We start from the raw sequence: 23,518 nt of genomic DNA on the forward strand, positions 1-23,518 counted from the left end.
CGGGAAACCGCCGTGCCGGTGCGGGAAACCGCACCCCTGTCCGGAGCGCCGGGTCAGCGCTCCGAGAGGGCCACCGCCGTCGCCACCGCGAGCCCCCGTTCGTGTGCCAACGAGACCGCGATCGGGCCGCACCCGATCGACTCCGCCAGGGCCGCGGCCGCCCCGGACAGCTCGACCGTGGGGGCCCCGTCGGCATCGAGCACGACGGCGACGTCCCGCAGCGGGATCGCCTGGTCCGGAGCCGGCCGGAGCAGCTTCACGACGGCCTCCTTGCCCGCGAACCGGGCAGCGAGGCGCTCCGGGTCGTCGCGGGTGTCGGTGCGTTCCCGCAGGGTGAACACCCGGTCCAGGTACCGCTCGCCGTGCGCCGTCACGGCGTCGACGACGTCCTCGACCGCGGCGAGGTCGGTGCCGGTGCGGATGGTCATCACGAGGAGCAGGCTACGCACGAGTTCTCCACAGCGCATTCCCCGAGGGGCATGGGGCGCCGAGGGGGTTCGTATGATCGTCGCCAGGGACCACCGAGGGGGAACGATGGCATCACCGTGGACGGGCATCATCGAGGACGCGCGGCACTACCCGTCGCCGCACAACTCGCAACCGATCGTCGTGCGCGTCGAGGACGACCGCACCGCGACCGTGTTCTACGACCTGCGACGGGGGTTGCCGGCGGAGTCGTTCGGCATCCCGTTCGGGCACGTCTGCGCCGGGGTGTTCCTGGCAGGGCTCGACGTGGTGGCACGGGCGCACGGGTTCACCGTGCAGGAACGGCTCGACCACGCCGAGATGGACTTCGGTCGGCTCGACGCCGGTGCGGACGACCACCTGCACCGGCTGGGCACGGTGACGTTGCGTCCGCACGTGGTCACCACGGACGACCGGGAGGCCCTGGCCGGCTTCCTCGCACGGCGCACCTCGCGCAGGCCCTACGACGCAACGCTCGTCGACGCCACCGCGGTCGAGGCCGCGTCCGCCATCGCATCGGCGGCCGGACAACGCTTCCGCACCACCGACGACCGGACCACCGTCGACGAGATCGTGCGCGTCAACCAGGAGACCCTGTTCGACGACCTGCAGCACGACGCCGTGCACGACGAGATCCTGCACTGGCTGCGGTTCTCGAAGCGACAGGCAGCGGCCACCGGCGACGGGCTGTCCGCCGAGACGATGCTCATGCCCGGCCCGGTGCTCCGGTTCGCCATGGAGCACCGCGGACTCTGGCAGGCCCCGGGCATCGGCGGGGTCTTCCGCAGGGTGTACCTGTCCACCATGCGGGGCGTCCGACAGCTCGCCTGGCTCGAGGGACCGTTCAGCACCCCGGCCGAGTACGTCGAGGCCGGACGGGTCTTCATGCGCATCTGGCTCGCGTTCTCCGCACGCGGCATCGCCATGCACCCCTTCGGGACCGTGATCACCAACCCGCGGTCACACGCCGCGTTCGTCGAACGCGCGGGCGTCGACGAGTCCGACGGGCGGATGGCCTGGATGCTGTTCCGCTTCGGACACAGCGACCCACCACCCCTGGCACACCGCCGACCCGCAGCAGCGATGACCGTCGGGGGGACCCGGTGAAGCGCGCAGCGGTGTTCTCGGTGGTGTGGGTGGTCGAGACCTTCGTCGCACTGTTCATGCCCCGCGTCGGCACCCACAAGCTCCTGCTCACGCCGGGCATCGAGCCGCTCCGCTGGACCCTCGGACGCTGGCGCGCCTGGCGGACCGCGGAACGGGCTGCGAAGCGGGTCCCCGCGTACCGGGCGTTCCTGGCGGAGTCCGGACGGACCTCCAGGCTCGACACCCGTGGCGGGATCGCCGCGGCGATCTCGGGACTGCCCGAGATGGACAAGGAATCCTACGTTAAGCGCTGGAGCATCCCCGAGCGCTGCATCGACGGACGCCTGCCCCGACGCGGCGTCGTCGTCGACGAGTCCAGTGGGTCGAGCGGCACCCCGACCAGCTGGGTGCGCGGCCCCGACGAACGCCAGGCCACCCGACAGCTGCTGCAGCTCGGGTTCTCCCGCACCGCCAAGGACCTGTCGAAGCAGCCGTTCGTGCTCAACGCCTTCTCGCTCGGGGCCTGGGCCACCGGGATGAACGTGACCGCCTCGCTCACCGAGTCCTCCATGATCAAGTCGATCGGCCCGGACCGCGACAAGATCGTGCAGACGATGCGCGAGTTCGGCACCGACTTCACCTACATCATCTGCAGCTACCCACCGTTCCTGAAGGCCCTGTTCGAGGACGACCGGCTCGACTGGAGCCAGTACACGATCGTCGCCGCGTTCGGGGGCGAGGGCATCAGCGAGAACATGCGCGCCCACATCGAGCAGTACGCGCAGGCCGTGCTCGGCTCCTACGGGGCGAGTGACCTCGAGATCAACCTCGGCATCGAGACCCCGTTCAGCGTGCAGCTCCGCCGGGCGATCGCCGCCTCACCGGAACTCTCCGCCGCCCTCACCAAGCAGGGCGAGTACGGGGTGCTGCCGATGGTGTTCCAGTTCAACCCGTTCGGCTACCTGATCGAGACGAACGACCTCGGCGAACTCGTCGTCACCATCGCCCGCTCCGAGAACATCAGCCCACGCATCCGCTACAACATCCACGACCGCGGACACGTCGTGCGGATGAAGGAGCTGCGGTCCGTGCTCCGGGCGACCGGACACGCGGCGCTCGCCGCCGAGGCCGAGCTCGACCTACCGCTGCTGTTCCACTACGGCCGGTCCGACCTGTCCGTCGACTACAACGGCGCCGTCGTCGCACCCGACGTGGTGCGGGACGTCGTCTACGGCGACCCGGAGCTGCTCGAGGCCGTCGAGAACCACCGGCTGATCAGCTACGAGGACGACCGCGGTGACCGGCAGCTGCACATCGCGTTCCAGCTCGCCTCGGGTGCCGGCGGGTTCGGCGCGGATGCCGCCCGGGGCGACGTGATCGCCGAGCTGCGGCGGTTGAACAAGGACTTCTCGAACGCGATCCGCACGGCGCCGCCCGGCACGCTGCCGACGGTGGCGTTCTACCCGTACCGGACGGGGCCGTTCCGCGAGGACGGCAAGAAGCTCAAGAACGAGTACGTGTGGCAGCTGCCGGCCGGGTCGGTCGCGCAGTGGGACCTCGACCTGTCGTGGGTCGCGGCGAAGGAGGCCTGAGCCGAGCCGGTTCCGGCGCTAGTCGTACTGCGGCGGCCAGTCGAAGGGCGCCGGCAGGTGCGGGACCTCGCCGACGGTCGTGACGACGAGGACGATCTGGCGCAGGTCCGTGAGCTCGATCGAGCGCGGGTTGCCGATCCTCCGGTGCCCGTCGACCCACACCGTCAGTTCGCCGCGCAGGCCACCGACGTGCTCCGGACCGAGCGAGACGCCCCACTCGTCGAAGAACTGCCCGAGCGTGAACGTCTGCTCCGTCGGGGACTCGACGTGCACGATGCCCGAGGTGTCGTGCGTGTGGATCTCTGCGGCGAACTTCCGGCTGTCCGAGTGCCCGACGTTCGCCGGGACGGTCACCGGTTCGTCGCCGTCCAGGATCGTCAGGTGCGTGTGCACGTGCTCGGCCAGCCGTTCGCCCCAGACGTTCCGGAGCCCGGCGGACTCGGCGCGGGCCGTCAGGTCGGTCGGCCGTGGCCAGGGCGGAGCGTCGCGGGCGGTGGCCGGTCCGGATGCGGCGCACCCGGACAGCAGCAGGAGTGCGGCCACCGCGACCGCGACGCTCCGGCGTCTCACCAGCGGTCGTGGACGCTCGCGCGGAACCACGTGTCGTACAGGTCGTGCACGGTGGCGTCCAGCCCCTCGATCGGCGGCAGGTCGCCGGCGGCGGCGTTCGAGCGCGCCTGCTCCGGGTTGCGTGCGCCGGGGATCGCCGCGGTGACGCCGTCCTGCGCGATGATCCACGCCAGCGCAGCCTGCGGGACCGAGACGGCGTCCGGCAGGGAAGCTGCGAAGGTCTGCGCGGCGCGCACGCCGTCGTCGTAGTCGACGCCGCTGAAGGTCTCGCCCTGGTCGAAAGCCTCGCCGTGGCGGTTGTAGTTGCGGTGGTCGCCCTCGGCGAACGACGTGTCGGTCGTGTACTTGCCCGAGAGCAGCCCCGAGGCCAACGGGACGCGCGCGAGGATGCCGACCCCTGCCTCCAGGGCGGCCGGCAGCACGCGGTCGAGCGGCTTGAGGCGGAACGCGTTGAGGATGATCTGGACGCTCGCGACGCCGGGCCGGGCGATCGCGGTGAGGGCCTGGTCGGCGGTCTCGACGCTGACGCCGTAGGCGGCGACCGAGCCGTCGGCGACGAGCGCGTCGAGGGCGTCGTAGACGGCGTCGTCCTCGTAGACCGGGGTCGGCGGGCAGTGCAGCTGCACGAGGTCGAGGGTGTCCTGCCCGAGGTTCTTCCGCGAGCGGTCCACCCACTCGCGGAAGTTCGCGGCGACGTAGTTCTCGGGGACCTGGTCGGCGCGACGACCCATCTTCGTGGTGATCGTCAGCGGCACGTCGGGGTTCGCGGCACGCCACGCGCCGATGAGCTGCTCGCTCCGGCCGTCGCCGTAGACGTCGGCGGTGTCGAACAGGGTGACGCCCGACTCGACGGAGGCGTCCATGACGGCGTTCGCGTCGGCTTCGGAGACGGGACCCCAGTCACCGCCGAACTGCCAGGTGCCGAGACCGATGGGGGAGACGGAGCGGCCGGTGCGGCCGAGGGTGCGACTCTGCATGGATCCGAGCGTAGTCAGACGTGCGCTAGCGGGGTTCAGCCGAGCAGGGTGCAGCCGAGCGGGGTCCAGCCGCGCGGGGTTCAGCCGATCGTGGTGACGCCGCGGCGCAGGAGCGCTCGCGCCGCCCGGGCGCGGGGGATGACCCAGACGGCTGCCCACAGGGCCATCGCGCTCCACAGCAGGATGAGCATCGTCGTGATGAGCGTGCCGTGCTGGTCGCGCATCGACCACGTCATCGCGATCCACAGGACGCCGAGGACGACCTTGCCCCAGCCGGCGCCTTCGCGGTCGGCCTGGGCCTGCACGAGCGGGATCCACTGGTCCGCCGGCACACCGTCGGGCACCTGGCCGTCGGCGATCCACTCGCGCACGACGATCGACCGCTCGTAGCCGCCCTCGGCGCGCCAGGCGCGGCGCTGCAGGACGACGGCGATCGCCGCACCCGCCACCGCGGTCGGGATGCCGACCGAGACCAGGACGGCGGTGGTCGCTTCGGTCCACGACGACAGGACCAGCATGACCAGGACGACGGCGAAGGCCGCGCCCGTCACACCCGCACCGAGCAGGCGGAGCCGCCCGGCTTCGTCGAGGAAACCGACTCCGACACCGTTCACGGGGAGAGCGTACCTGCGGTGATCGGGGGCGGGGCTGTTCGTCAGCCCAGTGCCAGCAACCAGCACATGCCGGCGGCGGCGAACGCCATCGCCCAGCTCACCAGGCTGCCGATCAGGAAGTACTCGGCCTGGTACCCGGTCGTCTCGCGGCGGATCTCGGGGAAGCGGACGATCCCCTTCGCGGCGATCAGCGCCGCCACGACGGGGAAGGCGCCGGCCAACGAGAACCCGGCCAAGAGCAGACGCTCGATCGGGCCGATCATGCGTCCGCCCTTGAGGGTGACCGTGCCGTCCGTGTCCGTGTCCGTGTCGGTGTCTGCCCCGGGTGCCCGGGTGGTGCGGCGCCGGTCGAAGCGCTTCCGGCGGGTCGGTTCGGCCGCCACTGCACCGGGCCGTGCGTCGGGCGACAGCCCTGGCGGCAGCGCCTGGGCGACGACCACGTTGGCCGAGTCGACCAGGAACAGTGCGGACCCGATGCCGGCGACGAGCGCCGCGAGCGGCACCGCTCCGACGAACGCCGGGCCGGCGTCACGGTGCCAGTCGACCACGAAGCCGGACGCGTCGGCAGCCGGTACCCAGAGCAGCAGCACGGCGACGGCGACCGCGAGCAGGACGGCCGGCCAGGATCCCGAGCGTCGGAGCCAGGGGAGTGCCCGATCGCGACCGCCGGGTGCACCGCCGGACCGCACCGGGATCGTCGTCGCGACCCACAGGGGTGCGAGGACGACCGCGACCAGCACCGACCAGACCGCGAGGCCGAGGCCGAGCACCGCCACAGTCGCCACGGCGGCCCAGAGCAGGACGATCACCGTGGTGGTCAGCACGCGCCGTGGTGCCGCGTCGGTCCCGGTCCGTGCGCGGACGACGTCGGCGAGCCCGACGAGGGTCAGGAGGACTCCGGCGAGCATCAGCGGCCCCCGTCCCCGAGGACACGCAGGCCCTCGACCAGGGCGGCGACGCCCGACTTCTGCACGGACTGGGACACCGCCGACGGGGTGATCCCCTCGTCCGCGGCGATCTGTGCCTGCGTCCGGCCCTGCACCAGACCGAGTGCGATCCGGCGGGCGCGGGGTGCGAGTCGCGAGACGACGTGGTCGCGGCTGAGGAAGTAGGCGTTCACGAGTCGCTCCGTCGTTCCGTGGCGGTCGTCGGCGTCGTGGTACCAGGACCGCAGGAACGCGGTCCGGCCGTCCTCGCGCCGGTGGGTCTCGTTGATGGCGTCCCGCGCCGACCACCAGCCCGGGCCGTCCTGCAGCGGGCCGGCGCCGCCGGTGCCGATCGTCCGGACCTGCCCGCGGCCGAGGCCGAGGCGGATCTGCACGGTCGGGGGGAGTGCGAGGGTCGCGGCCGTCGTCGCCACGAGGGCGTCGGTGAGCGTGCCGTAGATGACCTGGAACTCGTCGCCCACCGTGGCACGGAGGGGGTCGAGCGCGGTGACGTCCGCGGTACTGTCGAAGGCGTGCTCGACGTCCTGCTGGGCTGCGGAGCGGTCCTCGAGCGTGCGGGAGTCGACCAGGTCGACGATCACGGCGATCACGGGCTCGGACTGCATGGGTTAAGCGTAGAGCTTCATATCGTCGAAAGTAAGCCTCGGGCTAAACCATTCGCGTCGGCCACTCCCACCACCGCGAGGGCATGCGGCTGAAATGTCACCTTCTGGACGTCCGGCGTCGAACCTGACAGCATGGGCGGACGCTGTCGGAGGGGGACGAGCAGATGGATGGTGCACGCCCGGGGACTGGTGTCGCCAGCGCAGGACGGACCGAGACCGCGGTGCGGCGGCAGTACGGTCCGCCACCCGTGCCGTTGATCGCGTGGAGCGGGGGCCGCGCGGTGCTCGCCTTCGTCGTGCCGTTCGCTGCCGGGCTGCTGCTGGCCGGGGTAGTGCTGCTGCTCGGCGTCCCTGGTGGTCGAGTCGCCCTGGTGAACGGTGCGTTCGTGGCGCTCGACGGGGCCGGGGTACCCGTGGCCCTGCTCGCCGTGGGCACGGTCATCGCGGCGCTCGGGCTCGGTTTCGGGGTGACCGCAACCACCGTGGTCATGCTCGCGGCCGCAGACGACGCGGTGGCGGGACCGCGCGACGCCTGGCGGTGGTCGGTCCACCACCGGTGGCTCGTCGTCGAGGCCGCTCTCGTCGCGTTGGTGGCGTTGGCGGCGGGGACAGCCACCGCTGTGTCGTGGCGGGCAGGTGGATGGGGCGCCGTCGTGATCGTCGTGCTGCTGGTGCTCGGTGCCGTCATCGTGGCGCCCCTGCTGCTCGGCTGGGCGTTGCTCGTGGCCGGTGTGCCCCGTCGATCGGTCTTCCGTCGTGCCTGGGGATCTGGTCGGGTCGTCGTCCGTGGTGGACACGAGGCGACGGCGACGCCGCGTCGTGCGCTCGTCGGGGGAATGACTCTGATGACGGTGCTCGGGGTCGGCGTCCTGGTGCTGCTGCGCCTGTTGCCGCCGTCCGTGCTCCGGAGCAGCGTGGTCGTGGCCTGGTGCTGCGTCGCCGTGACCGGTCTGGTGCTGGTCATCGTCGCGATCGCGGTGCGTGGGGCCGCAACACGGAACGAAGGCGGTCGGCTTCGGTCACCGCTGGCGGCGGACTCGGTGGCCGGGGGACGACGGGCCAGGCCCGGCCTCGTCGGAGCGACGGCGGTGCTCGTCCCGGCGGTGGTGTTCGCGGTGGTCGTCTCGAGTAATCCGCTCGCCGTTGTGCAGTACGACGCCGCGTCGGTCGATGCGCGCGGCCTGCTCGGCGGCGACATCGCGGACGTCGGAGGCCGGACGGCGGTCGTGAGCACGCCGTCGACACCGCCCAGCCGTCTGCGGATGTGTGGGGATGCGTCGTGCGACACCCCCGTGGAGATGCCCGGCCTGACCGGCGGCTCCGCGATCGGGAGCGCCGGCGACGGCGGGCTGCTCACTGCCCATTGGAAGGTGCGGTTCGAGGACGAAGTCGCGCAGCAGTACGAGCTCGAAGTCGTGCACTCACGCGCGGACCAACTCGATGCGGCGCCGAAGTCGGACGGTGCCGCCTGGCCCGCGGGGAGACGGGCGGAGAAGCGCGACTCCGCCGACGAGGCGCCGGCCGTCGATCGCCCGGAAGGGCGCCGCACCACGGTCACTGCCGTCGACATCGTCGACGGAGACCGGGATCACGTCAGCTACTGGATGACGGACGTCGCCATCGCGGGTTCCGGCGACCGGCCGGTCGTGGTCGGGATCGCCCGCGGCGGTGAACCGGAAGGACGCTCGCACCTGGTCGCCGTGTTCTGCGAGGACGTGTCCTGCGTTGAACACACGGTTCGGCAGGTGGCGATGCCGTGGATCCCGCCGCTGGACCACCAGGGCGTGGACGTCGCCGTCGCGCCGGACGGCACCGCGGTGGTCTCGCTGGTGTCGGAGACCGACGCTCGTTCGCCGACCTTCACCGCCCTTCGGCTGGTGTCGTTCAGCCCGGACGGTGGTCAGCCCGTCGTCCGCGACCTGTCGCACGCCATCCCGCCGGGGGAGCCGGTCCGGGAGTGGGACGAGGCGTACGACGCGCGGGTGGCGATCGGCGGCGACGGGAACCCGGTCGTGCTCGCGCGGTCGAACGGTGTCTCGACCCAACGGCTGACGTTCTGCGCGGATGCGTCGTGCTCGTCTTCGTTGCACACGGACATCACGCCGAAGGGGCCGACGAGCCTCCTTCCGGCGTTCGTCATCGACCGATCGGGGCGGCCACTCGTCGCGGTCCGTGACGAGGAACGCGGCACTCTGGGACTGCTCTCGTGCCGTGACGCGCGGTGCACCAACTCCGAGCAGACGACGATCGCCCGGTTCCCGCCGGTGCAGGACGAACGGTCGGGCACCAGCACGCTGGCGATCGACCTCAGCGCCGACGACACCCCCATCGTGCTGTCGGGGGGCGTGTCGGAGGACCGGGACGAGGACGTGCAAGGACTCGTGATCCGCTGCGACCGACCCCGGTGCGGGGTGTCGTGACGTGCCCGCTCGGTTCGACGACGATCGAGCGCTGACGCCCTAGGATCGTGGTGAGGGCCTTTAGCTCAGCTGGTAGAGCGCCACGTTTACACCGTGGATGTCGTCGGTTCGATCCCGGCAGGGCCCACCGAGAAGACCCGGGTTCAGCGCGTGGCCAACGATCCGTCAGTCGCTGAGGTGTCATCGCCGTACGGCTTCGAGGTCGCCGCCGCCTCGCTGATCGTCGATGTGCTCGCCGTGCCCGCTTCGGCCCGCTTCCCGGAACGGCAGCCACCAGATCCGGAAGGATCCAACCGATCGTCGCCCCGGGTCCTCGGCGATCACCCTGGCGTCCGGTAGCGTCAGCGCCATGACCGAGATGCAGCGACGCAGTCTGCTCGAACGGCTGATCGGCAAGCCCTTGCCGTGGCTCGTCTGGGTGTGGGCGGTCATCGCGCTGGTCTGGCTCGTCCTGGCCGTCGTCGAACCGTCACGGTTCCACACGCAGATGGCGGTCCTCTGGATCATCCTCGCCGCCGTGCAGATCGGCTCGGTGTCCTACGCCCGGGCTCAGGCGCGGAAGCGTGCTCGGAACGCAGGCGACGACTCGTAGTCGGCCGAGCGCCCGCGCCCGGCACACGTCGCTCGCGTCGCGGGGCTGCACTTCGTCGTGCTCCGGAGATCGCTCGGCTGGTCTGGACAGACCCCGGACGTGTGACCCGGGCGCGGGCCGCCGCCGGGACCCGTAGGCTCTCCAGTCCGACCCACCGGTGCACGGGGCGCACGGCGGGATCCGAGGGGGAACCACATGTCCATCACATCCAGGATCACCACCGCGGGGACGGCGACCGTGATCGTCGTGCTCGCACTCTCCGGCTGCACCGGCACCGGCACCGCGGCACCGGGAGCGGAGCGGGCCACACCTCGGTCATCGGCACCGACACAGGCACCGACGGAGACGCCGACGGAGACGCCGACCGCGCCGGCCACCGCCGACTCCGCCACGAAGGACCTCACGTTCGAGGACGGCGCCGCGCTCTCGGCGAGCACGCTGCCCGCGTTCGGGCTCCAGGTCTCGGCGCTCGACGGCTGGGAGCAGACCGGCGAGGACCCGACCACCGGGTCGCGGGAGTACACGAACGCCGACGGCTCCGTGGCGACGATCACGCAGCAGCGGCTGACCGACCTCGACCCGACGATCGGGGACCGCGCCGCCACCGAGCAGCTGTTCACGGCCGCGGGGCTGCCGGCCGACCGGCTCGAGGAGCAGCTCCTGCCGACGATCACCGGCGGCACCGCGCAGTTCCTGTCGATCGCCGGGCACAACACGGACGGGTCCTGGTCGGCGACGGTCGCGCGTGCCTTCGCGAAGCCCGGAGCGGCGCTCATCGTGAAGGTCCGGACGACCTCGCAGGATGCGCTCCGTCCCGACCTGCACGACATCCTGGTCAACGCGCAGGTGGTCGTCGCCTAGCGAGCCGGTGCGACGGGGGCGCCGCGTCGGGCCGCCGCGGCGGGGCGCTGCGACGGCTCCCTATGCTGAGTCCTCGTGCGCCGCTCCGTCCGTCTCCTGACCGTCCTCGTGATCGTCACCCTGTTCGCCGTCGGGGTCCTGTCGGCGGTGGTGTTCATCCAGCGTGTGCTGGCGGATCCGGCGAGCGACGTCGCGTGGGTCGGCACCGTCCGGGCGACGGGGTTCATCGTCATCGGGGTCATGCTGACACTGCTCGGACGGCGAGCGATGCCCGCGGCCGTCGACGCGGTCAACCTGCCCGCCAGCGCCGGTCCGGTGCGGCCGCTCACGGTCGTCGTGTGGGTCGTCCTCGGCGCCACCATCTACTCGATCCTGCGCGGCTGGACGGTGATCGTCCCCGTCGCGGCCGTCGTCGGCGCGATCGTGGTGGCGTTGCCGTTCGTCGAACGCTTCCTGGACGGGGCGCTGGCCCGGCAGGCTGCGCGAGCCGACGCCGACACCGACGCCGACGCCGACGCCGCCGCCGCTGACGCCGCGACACCGGTCGCACCGGTGGCACCCGCCGGGTCCGCCGCCGACGCGTGAGACGGCACGCGGGACGGACGTGAGACGGTCACGAGATGAGACGGGAGGCCCGGTGCCAGCTGGCACCGGGCCTCCCGTTCGTCGTGGACGCGGCCTGACCGCCCCTGCCGACCCACGCGGGTCGGCCCGCGTCAGCGCTCCGCGCGTCCGGCGAAGCGGTACCGGAACCCGGGCACACCGTCCGCGGTGACGACCACGTCGTAGTACCCCCACTCGTCGAGCGGCCAGTGCATCGTCTTGTGCCCGGAGCCGCGGACGTGTGCGGTCTCGCGGTGCTCGACGAAGTCGTTGGCCACGAGCACGAAGCGGAGCTCGGCCCTGCCGGTGTTCTCGAGCAGGAGCTGCAGCGTGCGCCGACCCCGGGTGTCCCGGACGACCGAGACGTGCGGCACGCCGCCGGTCGCCCGACCACCGACCGCGACGGTGCCGGCGAAGCGCCGGAGGAACCGGTCGGGTCCGTAGACGCTGACGTCGTAGGCACCGGCGGTCGTCGTGGTGTCCCATGCCCAGTCGGCGGTGGAGCCGACGGGGACGGTCTTCGGGTGGGCGGCGAACGGCATCGCGGTGTTCGGGTAGACCAGGAAGTTGACGCCCTGACGGCCGTCGTTCGCGAGCGTCACGGTGACCCGACCGGTGCGGTGGTCGACGGTCGTGTCGGCGTGCTGCCGGTAGGGCAGGCTCCGGCGGCGGACGGTGCCGGGCTCCTGGACGGGCAGGGTCTGCGCGCCGATCGCCGGTTCCTCGATGGGTGGCTTCGCCTGGTCGGCGTCGGCGGCCGCGACCAGCGCCCGGGTCTGCTCGATGCCGGGGACGACATCGGGACCGAGGATGCTCGGGTCCGGCGCGGTGAAGTCGAAGCAGCTCGTCAGGTCCCCGGAGACGGTCCGTCGCCAGGCGGAGATGTTCGGCTCGCGAACCCCCGTGACGTGTTCGAGGAACTGGATCACGGACGTGTGGTCCGCCACCTGCGAGTTGACCCACCCGCCACGGCTCCACGGCGACACCACGGTCATCGGCACGCGGGCACCCATGCCGATGGGCAGTCCGTCGACGTACTCGTCGGGGGTGCCGGGTTCGGCGAACGGGGGGACGACGTGGTCGAAGTACCCGTCGTTCTCGTCGTAGTTGACGAGCAGGACGGTCGAGGCCCAGGTGTCCGGGTTGCTGAAGAGCGCCTGCACGACGGCGTTCGTGTAGTGGGCGCCGTAGTCCGGGCTGGCCGCCGGGTGCTCGCTCCAGCCGTAGGGGGCGATGACGTACGACACGGTGGGCAGGCTGTTGGTCGCGCAGTCCTGCCCGAACTGGCTGAGCAGGTGGGTGACGTCGAGGCCCTTGCCCGAGTTCGGCTTCCACCCGTCGTGCAGCCCGGCGCGCGCGGCGAGCTCCTGCTGGGCGGGGTCGGAGGACGCGAGCGCACGGTGGTACTGCTCGAACAGCCAGAGCGGGTTGTCGCCGTAGTCGCCGACGTACGGGTCGGCGGAGCTGTCGCCGACCTCGTCGTTGGCGTAGGTCTTCCAGGTGACGCCGGCCGACTGCAGCCGTTCGGCGTAGGTGGTCCAGGCGAACACCGGTTCGTAGTCCGCCGGGTTGTCGGTCGCCGGTCCGCCCTGGGTGCCGCGGGGGTCGATGGTGCCGGACCACTGGTACAGGCGGTTCGGCGTCGTCGGACCGTTGAGCGAGCAGTGGTAGTCGTCGCAGACCGTGAACGCTCCGGCGAGTGCGCGCTGGTACGGGATGTCCTCGCTCGTGAAGTAGCCCATCGTCTGGGCGCTCTTCGCGTCGACCCACCGGTTCCAGGCACCGCCGTTCCACGCGGTGTGCCCACCGCCCCAGGAGTGGTCGAGGCCGTCGGCGTTCTGCGCGTTGAACCGGGTGGTGTCGAGCCGGAACGGCAGCATCGCGCCACCGTCGGTGCGGGCCGCCGACGGCTGGTGGAAGACGTCGTGTCCGGTCGGCAGCTCGAGCGCCTGCTTGTCCGAGAACCCGCGGACCCCGGGCATCGTGCCGTAGTAGTGGTCGAACGACCGGTTCTCCTGCATGAGCACGACGACGTGCTCGACGTCGGCGATCGTGCCGGTGGGGACGGCACGGGCGGTCGCTGCGCTGGCACGGTCGGCCGCTCCCGGTCCGAAGGCAGAGTCGGCGGCGACACCGGCCATGATCGCGGCCGCGCCGCCGATCAGGACGGTCCGTCGACTGACTCCGGGTCGGACCGCGGCGGTGTACGCGGCGTCCGGGGTCAGCGGTGGTGCGGCGTCCAGGTTGACATCGGGTGCGCCGTGTTCGGGCTTCCTCGTGCTCATCGGGGGCCTTCCTGATCGTGGGGAGTGCGGGCGCCCGGTGGGAGAACGCCCGTCAGCATGACAACCAGGTGCGCTGAACCGGGTCTGGCCTGGTCGTGGCAGGCGGGTGAACGCGTCCGGTGGAAACGGGACGGAGGTGTCCGGGTGCCCGACTGGTCGGTGCCGTCCTTCCGGGATCTTCAGCACCGACGCCGCCTCGCACGTGGACAGCTCGTCGCGGGGCAGAGGAGGATCACCGGGTGCGACCACTGTTCCGGGACCTCGCCGAGGACCTCGCCGACCGGGTGCTCCGCGGTGAGTTCGACGACACCGGTGTCCTGCCGGCCGAGCACGACCTCGCCGCCGACTACGGCGTCGCGCGCGGCACCGTGCGGAACGCGCTCGGCCTGCTCCGAGATCGGCGGGTCCTCGCCGCGCGCTCGGGTTCCCGCTGGCGCGTCCGGACGGCAACGCTGGGCCACGAAGCGGGCGGGCTCGAGTCGTTCGGTCAGCTGGCCAGGGCGAGGGGGCACGAACCGGGCGGACGGGTGGTGGCGACCGAGGAGCGGGCGCCGACGATGACCGAGCGGCGGGTGTTCCGCGCGGCGCACGACGAGCGTGTCCTGCACGTCGTGCGGGTGCGCTCCCTCGACGGTGTCGACGTCATGCTCGAGCGCACCGCCTACGCGCCGTGGGTCGCCGCCGTCATCCGGACGATCCCGGGCGGGCAGACGTCGGTGTCGGCGACCCTGGAGGACCGGTTCGGCATCCGGGTCGGTGCCGCCGTCACCACCGTGGACGCGCTGCTGGCGGACGACGCCGACGCCGCGCTCCTCGGGGTCCGGCCCGGAGCGGCGCTCCTGCAGGTGCGCCGGTCCAGCACCGCCGAGGACGGCCGCCCGCTCGAGGCGGGCGACGACCGGTACGTCGCCGGGACCGTGCCGCTCCGGATCCGGACGGCGTCCGCAATGGCACCGACACCGCTGACCGGCACCGGGCACGACGACGCGGGATGAGCCGGACGGGAGGCCCGGTGTCAGCTGGCACCGTGCCTCCCGTCCGTCTCCCCTCGACCGCACGGCGTGGGCCGGCAGGCGGGATCAGCGTCGCGGTGAGCCGTCCGCGGCGGCGGCGACGGCCGCCGCTAGCCCGGCCTCGATGACGTCCACGGGGTCGGGCGAGGCTGCGATCGACGCCGCGACCTGACGGCTGCGGGCGCGGTGGGTCGGCGAGGCGAGGACCTCGCGGACCGCCCGACGGATCGCCTGCGGCCGTGGCGTCCCGGAACGCAGGTTCCGACCGCAGCCTGCCCACGCGACCCGGGCGGCGACCTCCGGCTTGTCCTCGGTCGACCCGGCGACCACGAGCGGCACGCCGTGCGCGAGGGCACGCTGCACCCCGCCGAACCCGCCGTTCGTGACGACCACGCTGCACCGCGGTAGGAGCTGGTCGTAGGGCAGGAAGGTCGCCACCCGGGCGTTGGCGGGCAGCGCCGAGCCGAGCGCGCGTTCGACCTGGTCGACCGGGCGGCCACCGGTGGTGGCGACGACGAGGACGTCGTCGTCCGCCAGCGCGCGGAGCGTCGGCGCGATGAGCCGGCCGAGGTCGACGGTGTCGATCGTGCCCTGGGTCACGAGCACCACCGGGGTGTCGGTGTCCAGGTCGTCCCACCACGCGGGCAGGTCGGCCTCGGGCGTCGGTACCGCACGGGTCACGACCGGACCGACGAACCGGACCGAGTCGGGGAGCTCGCGGCGCGGGTACTCGAGCTCCGCGACGCTCAGCTGGAACAGGGTGTCGAAGCAGCGGTAGGCGAAGTCGAAGGTCCCGGTCTGGGACGGCGGCGCCCCCACCTCGGCGAGCACGGCGTCGACGGCCTGCTGCAGGGGGCGTGTGAGGACGGGGCGGATCGCCGCCGTGAGCAGTCGGTTGCGTGCGCGCGCCAGCGGCCCGCGACCCGGCGAGAGCGCGGTGCCGAAGGGTGCGGCGTCGATGCTGGTGAGCGTCACCGGGGTGGTCGCGATCCCGAGCACGGGCAGGCGGTCGCCCGGCGGCAGCGCGAGGTACGGGGCGAGCCCGGTGAACGTCGCCTCGCCGAGCACCGCGTCGAACCGACTCGCTGCCAGCAGGGCCGTCAACGCGCGGTACTGGGAGGGGATCGGCCGCACGAACATCGCGATGATGCCCTCGCGGACGACGGCCACCCCGCGGGCCGCCGTGGCGTCGGCGAGCCGGTCCTGCAGCTCGGCGTCGTCGAAGTCGGCGTCGGCCGGCAGGGCCACGAAGCGGAGCCCGGCGCCGACGACGAGGTCGCGGTACTTGGACCCCGTCAGCACGGTGATCTCGTGGCCGCGCTCGGCGAGGTCGCGCCCCACGTCGACGAGGGGTGCGAGGTGGCCGTAGACGGGCGGGGCGCAGAGCAGGTACGAGGACACGGGGCCGCTTCCGTCGGGGGATGGCCGGACGCTCGGAGCGTAGGCGCGGCGAGCAGGCGCGTGGCGCGGCACGGACTGGGAGTGGGTGAGAGTCCTCGAGCATCGGCACCCGGACGCTAGGGTCGCTGCATGACCACACCCGCGGGGGCGAGTTCGGGCAACGGCTACTGGCGCGGCCAGATCGGGGCGACGGCCCTGTTCGGCGTCGGCATGGTGGCGTGCAGCGTGGTGCTCTTCCGGGTGGACCCCGACGAGCCGGGGCGCGCGGTCCTGCTCGCGTTCGGGGGCCTGCTCTTCCTCACCACGCTCGGCTGGGCGGTCGATGCCGCGACCCGCTCGGACCCCCGGCAGCGCGCGCTCTTCGCGTGGGCCGTCGCTCAGCACGAGGCTGCGGGGCACGGCAACGACGCCCTCGCGCTGGCCGATGCGGCGCGTGCCCGGGACGGTGCGCTCGATGCCGAACGGATCCGGGCGCTGCAGGCGCTGCGCCCCGACAACCCGTACCCGGGCGGCCCACTCGGCGACGCCTCGGACGGCGGGACCGCCGAGACTGCCGGGGCGAACCGGCTCGGGATCGCCCTGCTCGCGCTGTTCCTCGCGTTGACCGGGCTGTACAGCAGCTGCTGGCCATCGGTGTTCGTGCTCGGGTGGCCGTTCCAGTTCGTCGCGTCGATCCTGGCGATGGTCGCGATCGTGCGGCCGTGCCGCGGGCGTCGGCTCGGTGTCGTCGCGGCGATCGTCTCGGTGCTCGGCACCCTGGTGACGGTCGGCATGCTCGTGTGGCGCGTGGTCGAGGCGAACGGCAGCTAGCTGCCCGCGGTCGCGCGCGCGGCCCGCGACGTGCGCGGTGACGGACTGGAGGGTCGGTGCCAGCTGGCACCGGGCCTCCAGTCCGGTGTCGTGACGCCCCACGGCGTGGGCGCCCCACGTTGCTGCCACTGCTGTGGCCCAGCAGGATCCTCAGCAGGCGGTCTCTGTTCACCCGCAGCCGCGGGTGGCCGTGCGCGAGGATCCAGGGGTGTCTCGTCGTGCGGCTGCTGTCGCGACCACCGTGGTGGTCGCGACCCTGCTGGTCGGTATCGCCTTCGTCGCCGCTCCCTGGCTCGGTGTCGGGCGGGCTCCGGTGCTCGCTGCCGTGCTGCCGGCCCGGTCCCTCGTGACCGCAGGACTGGTCGCTGCCGGTCTCGCCCTGGTGCTCGTCGCCATCGTCCTGCGACGTACGCGAGCCGTGCGGCTGGTCGCTGCGTCGCTCGGGGCGGTCCTGCTCGTCGTCGCCGTGGCGAACACGGCGGTGCTCGGCGTGCGGGGATGGGACGTGCGGCCGGTCGACGGTGCCCGGGGTGCACTCCGGGTGTTCGAGTGGAACACCAACGGAGGACTCGTCGGTGCGCAGGGCATCGCCCGCGCGGCACTGACCGCACGGGCGGACGTCGTCGTGCTCCCCGACGCGGGGGACCGACGGGTCGCCACCGCGGTGGCTCGGTGGATGGGGCAGCACGGTCGGCCGGTGCGGCTGTTCATGGGTGGTGCCGGCACGCAGGTGGCGGTGCTCGTCGGGGCCGATCGCGCGTTCGGCGCCTCGATGTCGCCCGGCGTCGATCCGGTGAAGACGATGACGGTGTCCGGGCCGTCGATCCCGACGATCGTCGCCGTGCACGCTCCGCAACCGATCGGGCGTGGCCTGGCGGGCTGGCGAACCGACCTGCGGTGGATCGGCGAGCAGTGCGGCCGCGGCGCTGACGTGGTCGTGTCGGGGGACTTCAACGGATCGGTCGACAGCTTCGACGACGGACGTCTCGGTTCGTGCCGGGACGCCGCGTCGACCGTGCACGCCGCGGCGCTCGGTACGTGGCCGACGTGGCTCGATCCGCGGCTGGCGATGCCCATCGACCACACCCTGATCGGGCCGTCGGCCGGAGTCGTCCGGTCGTGGAGCGTGCTGACGAGCCAGGACGAGTCCGGTGCTCGGCACCGCCCGACCCTGACGGTCGTCGGCGGCAGCTGACCCGGACGGCGGCCCCTGTTCCGGTGGGCGAGCGGCCCTGTTTCGGTGGGCGTGCGGCCCTGTTTCGGTGGGCGTGCGGCGCGGCAGGTGGGAACAGACTCGCAACGTCGTCGAAACACGCGCGCGGTGGGGTGGATGCATGGACGTCACCACCACGGATCGTGCTCCCGCCCGCTGGTACCACTCGCTGTTCGTGCAGATCGCGATCGGGGTGGCCCTCGGCATCGCCGTCGGGGTCTGCTTCCCCGCGGCGGCGCCGGTGCTGAACGTCGTCGGGCAGGGGTTCATCCGGCTGATCGAGATGGTGATCGCGCCGCTCGTGTTCATCGTCGTGGTGACGGGCATCGTGCACGTCGGCGACCTGCGGTCCGTGGGACGGATCGCCGGCAAGGCGATGATCTACTTCCTGCTCGCGTCGTCGTGCGCGCTCGTGTTCGGCCTGCTGGTCGGCAACCTCGTGCGCCCCGGGGCCGGCCTGCGGATCGACCCGTCGTCGCTCGACGCCTCCGCCGTGGCGGCGAAGACCGCCGGCGGCACGGCTCCGGACGCGGGGACCTTCATCCTCGACCTCATCCCGTCGAGCGTCGTGAACGCGTTCGCGACGAACGACATCCTGCAGGTGCTCGTCTTCGCGGTGTTCGTCGGCGCGGCGATCGCCGCGATCGGCAGTGACCGTGCGCGGCCGCTCGTGCGGGGCCTCGACCTGTGCCTCGAGGTCGTCTACCGCATCCTGGGCTGGGTGATGCGTCTGTCGCCGCTCGGTGCGTTCGGGGCGATGGCGTACGTGGTCGGGCAGTACGGCATCGACACCCTGGGGTCGTACGGGCTGCTGATCGCTGCCTGCTACGGCGCAGCGGCGGTGTTCATCGTGGCGCTGCTCGTGGGCGGGCGGCTGCTGTCCGGGGTGCCGATCTGGCGGTTCGTGTGGCACACCCGCGCCGAGTTCGGGCTGGCTCTGGGTACCGCGTCGACCGAGGCCGTGCTGCCGCGGATGATCACCCGGCTCACCGAGGTCGGCGTCTCACGGAGCGTCGCCGGACTCGTCGTGCCGACGGGCTACTCGTTCAACCTCGACGGGGCGGCGATCTACCTGTCGATCTCGCTGCTGTTCCTGACCCAGGCGTTCGGGGTGCCGCTGACGCTCGAGCAGCAGGTCGCCGCACTCGGGGTGCTGCTGCTGACGTCGAAGGGCATGGCCGGGGTGCCGGGCTCGTCGTTCCTGGCGCTGTCCGCGACGGCGACGAGCCTCGGGCTGTTCCCGGTCGCAGGCGTCGCGCTGCTGCTCGGTGCCGACCGGATCATGGACGCGATGCGGGTGAGCGTGAACCTACTCGGCAACTGCGTCGCGACGCTCGTGGTGGCGCGGTGGCAGGGCGAGCTCGACCGTGAGCGGGTGGACGCGGTGCTGCGGCCCGGGCGCGTGGTGCGGCCGTCGTCGGAGGCGGAGCCTGCTGCGGGTGCAGCCGCGGTGTCGGCGCCGGTTCGCTGAGGGGTCGGGGCGCGCTCGCGGCGCGGTCAGCGTTCGAGGACGGCGCGCTGCTGGTCGTACTGCTGGCGGGTCCGGTGTCCGCCCATCTTGCGGACGACGGCGCCCGAGGGATCACGCGTGATCCGCCACCAGATCGCGGTGCAGAGCGCGTCGACCGGCAGGGCCGTGCCGACTCCGACCAGGAGCTGCCGACCGAGGTCCGTCCGCCACGGCAGCCCCGAGACCTCGAGCGCGGTCACGACGAGCAGGCACACCACGATGGTGATCGGGCTGAGCCAGAGCTTCCGCACGGTGCGTTGACGTGCCACGTCGATCTCCGCCAGCTGCGCCAACGGCAGCGTCGAACCGACGTGCTCGCGCGGCTCGCCACCGACGATGACGGCGGCAGGGCCGGGGGTGGTCGCTGTGTCGTCCGCGTCCGTGGCGGGTCGCCACACCACGTCGTCCAGGTGCTCCAGGTCGCCGTCGATGCGGAACCAGCCGCCTTCGAAGCCGTCGGCAGCGGCGTCGGGATCGGCGCGGGGCGTGGTCGTGGTCACGTCGGTCATCTTGGCAGGAACAGGGGCCGCTGGGGCACCACCGCTTCGGGGGTGGGGCGGCGGCGTCGCCCGCGGGGCCCGGGGCGCGTTCTGCTGGCAGGATGGTCCCGACACCACGGGGGCGGGGGCCGGCATGGGCACGGAACAGCAGGACTGGCGTGACCAGGGGACGGGCCCGACGACGGGGCGGGGCAACGCGATCGCCATCGCGCTCGTGCTGCCGGTGCTGCTCGTCGTGAGCTGGGCGGTCCAGATCGGGGCGTACCTGGCACGCGACTTCGGGTCGATGGACGACCGGCTCGGAGCAGGGGGCGTGCTGACGCGGCTGGTCATCGGCACCGTGCTCGCCGTGGGGATCCCCGTGGTCGTGCTCGTCGTGCAGGTCCGGGCTCGTCGGCGCGAACCGCGCCACTCACTGGTCGCCGTCGTCGCGGCGATCGTCGTGCTGGTCATCGCCGTGCCGTGGAACGGCCTGGTCCTGACGTCACAGGTGCGGAGCATGGCCGCCGACGCCCAGCAGCGGGCGCAGCCGGCGACCGCCGCCGAGCGGCACTTCGCCGACGGTGACGCCCGGGCCACGCTCGAGCGGATCGGGGACCGCACGGTGCGGATCCTCGGTGGCGACCGGAAGTCCGCTTACCGCGATGGCGAGCGAGCCGGTGGTGCGTACAGCGAGGACTGCCAGCTGTCGAACGCCCACCAGGGCGTGCGGTGGATGTACTGGTACGACCCGGGGGAGTACACCGACGAGCAAGGCAACGAGCTCCTGCCCGAGGACCACACCGTGATCGAGGGTGCGAACCGCGACGTGGACGGAGTCCGGGAGTACTGGGCGTCCGAGGGCATCGACGCGCGGTCGGAAGAGGACATGGTCCCCGACCAGATCGCGCCGACCGCCGACTGGCTCGAGAGCGGCTCGTCGTACACACGGCCCGGTCCGGACGTCGACTTCCGCACGATCTGCCTGGTGCGCTGACCCGACAGTCGTCGGGTCGTCGCTCGTCAGCGCTGGTCGGCGGTCAGGCGATCGACGGCGGCCAGGACGACACCCGGGGGTTCGTCTGTCGCGACCGCGGTCCTGACTCGGTCCGCTGCGGTCGGCTCCGCGTCGAGGACGAGTCGGCGCCCATCGTCTCGACACAGCTGCCGTTCGGTACCTGGCGGCGCCGAGCGACACTTCGCCGACGGCGACGCCCTGGCCACGCTGGAGCCCAGGGGCCACGAGCTCTCGATGGTCGATCCGGTGAGCGATCCCCACACGGGACGCCCATCACGGCACAAACAGCGGCGCAAAGCACGCCAAAAAGCGGCCCGTCGCTTCGACGGCGCGAGTGGGGCAAAGAGTGGTGCTGGGTGACGGCGCAGTGGATCGACAGCTCAGGTGGGTCGCTTGTTCTGGCCGTAGCCGGTTCGTGACCCCTCGATTGCGCTGTCGAGCATCCGGGTCCAGGTGGCCCTGGACTCTGTGCTGAGGTCCCCGCCCTCGTTCAGAAGCCAGTGGCTCGAGGCGACCGTGACGCCGCTCATGAGCGATCCAACCAGTAGATCGACTTCGAGACGGCTCCAACTCGGGTAGCGGGTGGAGACATGCTCGGCCAGGTGCAGCGAGGTTCGGTCCATGACCTGTCGGAGCAGGGCTTCGTGCCGGGGTGACGCTTCGTCGCCTCGCCCGACGACTGCTCCGACGGACACGATCACGTCGGGCATGCTCGTGGCGCGCAATGACCGAGACACCTCGTCAAAGACAGCGGCACGAGAACCATCGGTCCCTGGCGCGGCCGCACTCACTTCGTCGAACGTCGCCCACGCAGTCTCGAACTGCTCGACACTCGCCGTCACCAAGACGTCTGACACCGAAGGGAAGTAGTTGAACACCGTCGCCCGAGACATGTCCGCACGCTCGGCGAGTTCTTCGACGGTGAAGGCGGGGCCACCCCGCTCGGCGACCAACGCGATAGCCGCGTCGAGGATTGCGCGTCGTGAGCGGGCCTTCAACATCTCGCGGCGTCCGAGCGGGATTGCAGGGGAACTCATACGCCGAGTGTAACGCGCAAAAGCTAGACGGCGTCGATGTTTAGACGTAGTCTCGGTTCACTACGTTGGCTTGCATGAAGGGCACCATGAGCACGAACGAGCAGTCATCCCAGTCCCTACCTCCGCAGGACGAGCGGACTGGCAGAGACCGTCCGGCGCGTTTCCGGTGGGCGCGGACCGTCGCTGCCGTGGTCGGCGCCGTCCTGGGGGGCCTTGTCGTCGTCTTCGCTGCCGGGAACCTCGTTCCTGCGACGAGCAACATCGTGACGCTCGGCGGCTCGATGGCGTGGGGCTATTTCGCGCCGCACCTGGTGATCGTCAGTGTCATCGCTGTTCTTCTCTGCGTTCCCCTGTGGCGGGCACGGCGACGACCCGTAGTCCGGGGCATCGCCTCTGTTCTCGCCCTTGGGGCGCTGGTCGCCTCGACCGGCATCACCGCAGCTCTGGTGCATTCGGCGACGGCCAACGGCGGATCCGTGAACTTCGCCCGCACTCTGGCGCTGACGAACGCGCCCGTGACCCCGACCAGGATCACGACCTACGTCACGGCTGGCGGTAAGGCCCAGCAAGCGCGCATCTACGAACCCGAGGGCGGCCCGAAGGGCGCGCCGGTGATGATGTACATCCATGGCGGCGGCTGGTACGGCGGTACTGCGGAAGAGTCCGACAGCCTGGCCCAGCGGTGGGCCGATCGGGGCTGGTACGTCGTCAACGTCGACTACCGGCTCGCGGACGCCACGCACGCAACATGGGACGAAGCCCCCGCAGACGTCGCCTGCGCCCTGACCTGGACAGACAAGGTGGCGAAGGACGTCGGCGCTGACACCAGCAAGCTGACCGTCATGGGCGACTCCGCAGGCGGCCACCTCGCCATGCTCCTCGGCTGGTCCGCCGCCGCGGGTGCCGCCCCCTCCACGTGCCCCGGAGCTGGCAAGGTCCCTGTTCCCGACGCCGTCGTGGCCGGGTATCCCGTGAGCAACATCGACTACACGTACGACCACGGCGCCTCACCCCTGCCGAGCTTCGACCCGCAGGAGTTCACGCGCTTCTTCCTCGGTGGCGCACCGGCCGACGTCCCCGATCACGCCCGAGCAGTGTCACCCTCGACCTACCTCGGCGCCGCGACCCCGGCGACTCTCGTCCTGCAGCCCGAGAGAGACGACTTCATCCCCGCCAAGGGCAACGAGGAGGTGATGGAACAGGCGAAACAAGCGGGCGCCGACGCCACGATCGTGCAGGTCCCCTTCGCTTGGCACGGGTTCGACGCCACAGAGGACAGCATCGGCGGCCAGGTCAAGATGACCGTCACCGAGAACTGGCTCAAGAAGCGGAACCTCGCCCCCTAGGCCCCGCCCGGTAGCCCATCTGCTGTTGAGACGGCGGGGCCGCAGGTGTGCCGCGGCTCGTGCGTCCTAGCGGG

General features: G+C 71.9%; 23 protein-coding genes and 1 tRNA gene. 14 read left to right on the forward strand and 10 right to left on the reverse strand.

The window, feature by feature from the left end; genetic code table 11:
- Window positions 1-53: 53 nt before the first annotated feature.
- The gene (locus tag HQQ79_RS07610) at window positions 54-428 is read right to left on the reverse strand and encodes a holo-ACP synthase (protein ID WP_173033423.1); all 375 of its coding nucleotides are present in this window, start codon (window positions 426-428) and stop codon (window positions 54-56) included.
- 106 nt (window positions 429-534) lie between these two features.
- On the opposite strand from HQQ79_RS07610, the gene HQQ79_RS07615 reads away from it, so the two are divergent.
- The gene (locus HQQ79_RS07615; protein ID WP_173033425.1) at window positions 535-1,572 is read left to right on the forward strand and encodes a hypothetical protein; all 1,038 of its coding nucleotides are present in this window, start codon (window positions 535-537) and stop codon (window positions 1,570-1,572) included.
- The gene (locus HQQ79_RS07620) at window positions 1,569-3,143 is read left to right on the forward strand and encodes a CoF synthetase (protein WP_367948073.1); all 1,575 of its coding nucleotides are present in this window, start codon (window positions 1,569-1,571) and stop codon (window positions 3,141-3,143) included. Before HQQ79_RS07615 ends, HQQ79_RS07620 begins: the two co-directional genes overlap by 4 nt.
- A gap of 18 nt (window positions 3,144-3,161) precedes the next feature.
- On the opposite strand, the gene HQQ79_RS07625 is transcribed toward HQQ79_RS07620, so the two are convergent.
- The 5 genes from HQQ79_RS07625 to HQQ79_RS07645 form a co-directional block, all read right to left on the reverse strand.
- Entirely contained in the window at window positions 3,162-3,713 is a 552-nt protein-coding gene (locus tag HQQ79_RS07625) for a hypothetical protein (RefSeq protein ID WP_111057656.1), read from the reverse strand.
- On the reverse strand, window positions 3,710-4,690 hold the full coding sequence (locus HQQ79_RS07630) for an aldo/keto reductase (RefSeq protein ID WP_071248013.1): 981 nt from the start codon (window positions 4,688-4,690) through the stop codon (window positions 3,710-3,712). Before HQQ79_RS07630 ends, HQQ79_RS07625 begins: the two co-directional genes overlap by 4 nt.
- 80 nt (window positions 4,691-4,770) lie before the next feature.
- Window positions 4,771-5,304 carry a hypothetical protein gene (locus HQQ79_RS07635; RefSeq protein WP_173033427.1) on the reverse strand — a complete coding sequence of 178 codons (534 nt, stop codon included), beginning with the start codon at window positions 5,302-5,304 and terminating at the stop codon, window positions 4,771-4,773.
- Between the two features lie 41 nt (window positions 5,305-5,345).
- Window positions 5,346-6,212: a hypothetical protein gene (locus HQQ79_RS07640; protein WP_173033429.1), complete on the reverse strand. Its 867-nt coding sequence runs from the start codon at window positions 6,210-6,212 to the stop codon at window positions 5,346-5,348.
- Entirely contained in the window at window positions 6,212-6,856 is a 645-nt protein-coding gene (locus tag HQQ79_RS07645) for a SatD family protein (RefSeq protein WP_173033431.1), read from the reverse strand. The genes HQQ79_RS07640 and HQQ79_RS07645 overlap by 1 nt, the downstream gene beginning before the upstream one ends.
- A gap of 248 nt (window positions 6,857-7,104) precedes the next feature.
- On the opposite strand from HQQ79_RS07645, the gene HQQ79_RS07650 reads away from it, so the two are divergent.
- The 6 genes from HQQ79_RS07650 (at window position 7,105) to HQQ79_RS07675 (ending at window position 11,314) form a co-directional block, all read left to right on the forward strand.
- Window positions 7,105-9,276 (forward strand): hypothetical protein, encoded by a 2,172-nt coding sequence (locus tag HQQ79_RS07650; protein WP_173033433.1) that lies wholly within the window; start codon window positions 7,105-7,107, stop codon window positions 9,274-9,276.
- A gap of 54 nt (window positions 9,277-9,330) precedes the next feature.
- A tRNA-Val gene (locus HQQ79_RS07655) sits at window positions 9,331-9,403 on the forward strand.
- Window positions 9,370-9,615, forward strand: coding sequence for a hypothetical protein (locus tag HQQ79_RS07660; protein WP_173033435.1), 246 nt, complete (start codon window positions 9,370-9,372; stop codon window positions 9,613-9,615). Before HQQ79_RS07655 ends, HQQ79_RS07660 begins: the two co-directional genes overlap by 34 nt.
- A gap of 10 nt (window positions 9,616-9,625) precedes the next feature.
- Window positions 9,626-9,868, forward strand: coding sequence for a hypothetical protein (locus HQQ79_RS07665; protein WP_027465359.1), 243 nt, complete (start codon window positions 9,626-9,628; stop codon window positions 9,866-9,868).
- A 195-nt stretch (window positions 9,869-10,063) separates the two neighbouring features.
- Entirely contained in the window at window positions 10,064-10,729 is a 666-nt protein-coding gene (locus HQQ79_RS07670; RefSeq protein WP_173033436.1) for a hypothetical protein, read from the forward strand.
- 75 nt (window positions 10,730-10,804) lie between these two features.
- Entirely contained in the window at window positions 10,805-11,314 is a 510-nt protein-coding gene (locus HQQ79_RS07675; RefSeq protein WP_173033438.1) for a hypothetical protein, read from the forward strand.
- A gap of 131 nt (window positions 11,315-11,445) precedes the next feature.
- Here the strand turns inward: HQQ79_RS07675 and HQQ79_RS07680 are convergent, their stop codons facing one another.
- Window positions 11,446-13,617 (reverse strand): phosphocholine-specific phospholipase C, encoded by a 2,172-nt coding sequence (locus HQQ79_RS07680; protein ID WP_173033440.1) that lies wholly within the window; start codon window positions 13,615-13,617, stop codon window positions 11,446-11,448.
- Window positions 13,618-13,856: 239 nt separating this feature from the next.
- Between HQQ79_RS07680 and HQQ79_RS07685 the strand changes: the two genes are divergently transcribed.
- Window positions 13,857-14,612, forward strand: a complete 756-nt coding sequence (locus HQQ79_RS07685) for a GntR family transcriptional regulator (protein ID WP_173033442.1) — start codon at window positions 13,857-13,859, stop codon at window positions 14,610-14,612.
- Window positions 14,613-14,696: 84 nt separating this feature from the next.
- Here the strand turns inward: HQQ79_RS07685 and HQQ79_RS07690 are convergent, their stop codons facing one another.
- Window positions 14,697-16,031: a nucleotide disphospho-sugar-binding domain-containing protein gene (locus HQQ79_RS07690; protein WP_173033445.1), complete on the reverse strand. Its 1,335-nt coding sequence runs from the start codon at window positions 16,029-16,031 to the stop codon at window positions 14,697-14,699.
- Window positions 16,032-16,160: 129 nt separating this feature from the next.
- Here HQQ79_RS07690 and HQQ79_RS07695 point away from each other — a divergent pair, with 129 nt between their 5' ends.
- The 3 genes from HQQ79_RS07695 (at window position 16,161) to HQQ79_RS07705 (ending at window position 19,525) form a co-directional block, all read left to right on the forward strand.
- On the forward strand, window positions 16,161-16,841 hold the full coding sequence (locus HQQ79_RS07695; protein ID WP_173033447.1) for a hypothetical protein: 681 nt from the start codon (window positions 16,161-16,163) through the stop codon (window positions 16,839-16,841).
- Between the two features lie 208 nt (window positions 16,842-17,049).
- Complete coding sequence (locus HQQ79_RS07700) at window positions 17,050-18,036, forward strand: endonuclease/exonuclease/phosphatase family protein (protein ID WP_173033449.1); 987 nt, start codon at window positions 17,050-17,052, stop codon at window positions 18,034-18,036.
- Window positions 18,037-18,175: 139 nt separating this feature from the next.
- Window positions 18,176-19,525 carry a cation:dicarboxylase symporter family transporter gene (locus HQQ79_RS07705; RefSeq protein WP_173033451.1) on the forward strand — a complete coding sequence of 450 codons (1,350 nt, stop codon included), beginning with the start codon at window positions 18,176-18,178 and terminating at the stop codon, window positions 19,523-19,525.
- A 26-nt stretch (window positions 19,526-19,551) separates the two neighbouring features.
- Here HQQ79_RS07705 and HQQ79_RS07710 read toward each other — a convergent pair whose 3' ends face one another.
- The gene (locus HQQ79_RS07710; protein WP_173033453.1) at window positions 19,552-20,064 is read right to left on the reverse strand and encodes a hypothetical protein; all 513 of its coding nucleotides are present in this window, start codon (window positions 20,062-20,064) and stop codon (window positions 19,552-19,554) included.
- A 133-nt stretch (window positions 20,065-20,197) separates the two neighbouring features.
- Here HQQ79_RS07710 and HQQ79_RS07715 point away from each other — a divergent pair, with 133 nt between their 5' ends.
- Window positions 20,198-21,040, forward strand: coding sequence for a hypothetical protein (locus tag HQQ79_RS07715; RefSeq protein ID WP_173033455.1), 843 nt, complete (start codon window positions 20,198-20,200; stop codon window positions 21,038-21,040).
- 401 nt (window positions 21,041-21,441) lie between these two features.
- Here the strand turns inward: HQQ79_RS07715 and HQQ79_RS07720 are convergent, their stop codons facing one another.
- Entirely contained in the window at window positions 21,442-22,098 is a 657-nt protein-coding gene (locus tag HQQ79_RS07720) for a TetR/AcrR family transcriptional regulator (protein WP_173033457.1), read from the reverse strand.
- A 74-nt stretch (window positions 22,099-22,172) separates the two neighbouring features.
- On the opposite strand from HQQ79_RS07720, the gene HQQ79_RS07725 reads away from it, so the two are divergent.
- Window positions 22,173-23,444: an alpha/beta hydrolase gene (locus tag HQQ79_RS07725; RefSeq protein WP_173033459.1), complete on the forward strand. Its 1,272-nt coding sequence runs from the start codon at window positions 22,173-22,175 to the stop codon at window positions 23,442-23,444.
- The last annotated feature ends 74 nt before the right edge of the window (window positions 23,445-23,518 follow it).

It is taken from the genome of Curtobacterium sp. VKM Ac-2852 (assembly GCF_013205045.1).
GTDB classification, from domain to species: Bacteria; Actinomycetota; Actinomycetes; order Actinomycetales; family Microbacteriaceae; genus Curtobacterium; species Curtobacterium flaccumfaciens.

Coding starts and splice junctions, on each gene's coding strand:
- HQQ79_RS07610 (WP_173033423.1), bottom strand. CDS start 428: ATGACCATCCGCACCGGCACCGACCTCGCCGCGGTCGAGGACGTCGTC.
- HQQ79_RS07615 (WP_173033425.1), top strand. CDS start 535: ATGGCATCACCGTGGACGGGCATCATCGAGGACGCGCGGCACTACCCG.
- HQQ79_RS07630 (WP_071248013.1), bottom strand. CDS start 4,690: ATGCAGAGTCGCACCCTCGGCCGCACCGGCCGCTCCGTCTCCCCCATC.
- HQQ79_RS07640 (WP_173033429.1), bottom strand. CDS start 6,212: ATGCTCGCCGGAGTCCTCCTGACCCTCGTCGGGCTCGCCGACGTCGTC.
- HQQ79_RS07645 (WP_173033431.1), bottom strand. CDS start 6,856: ATGCAGTCCGAGCCCGTGATCGCCGTGATCGTCGACCTGGTCGACTCC.
- HQQ79_RS07665 (WP_027465359.1), top strand. CDS start 9,626: ATGACCGAGATGCAGCGACGCAGTCTGCTCGAACGGCTGATCGGCAAG.
- HQQ79_RS07670 (WP_173033436.1), top strand. CDS start 10,064: ATGTCCATCACATCCAGGATCACCACCGCGGGGACGGCGACCGTGATC.
- HQQ79_RS07680 (WP_173033440.1), bottom strand. CDS start 13,617: ATGAGCACGAGGAAGCCCGAACACGGCGCACCCGATGTCAACCTGGAC.
- HQQ79_RS07695 (WP_173033447.1), top strand. CDS start 16,161: ATGACCACACCCGCGGGGGCGAGTTCGGGCAACGGCTACTGGCGCGGC.
- HQQ79_RS07705 (WP_173033451.1), top strand. CDS start 18,176: ATGGACGTCACCACCACGGATCGTGCTCCCGCCCGCTGGTACCACTCG.
- HQQ79_RS07715 (WP_173033455.1), top strand. CDS start 20,198: ATGGGCACGGAACAGCAGGACTGGCGTGACCAGGGGACGGGCCCGACG.
- HQQ79_RS07720 (WP_173033457.1), bottom strand. CDS start 22,098: ATGAGTTCCCCTGCAATCCCGCTCGGACGCCGCGAGATGTTGAAGGCC.
- HQQ79_RS07725 (WP_173033459.1), top strand. CDS start 22,173: ATGAAGGGCACCATGAGCACGAACGAGCAGTCATCCCAGTCCCTACCT.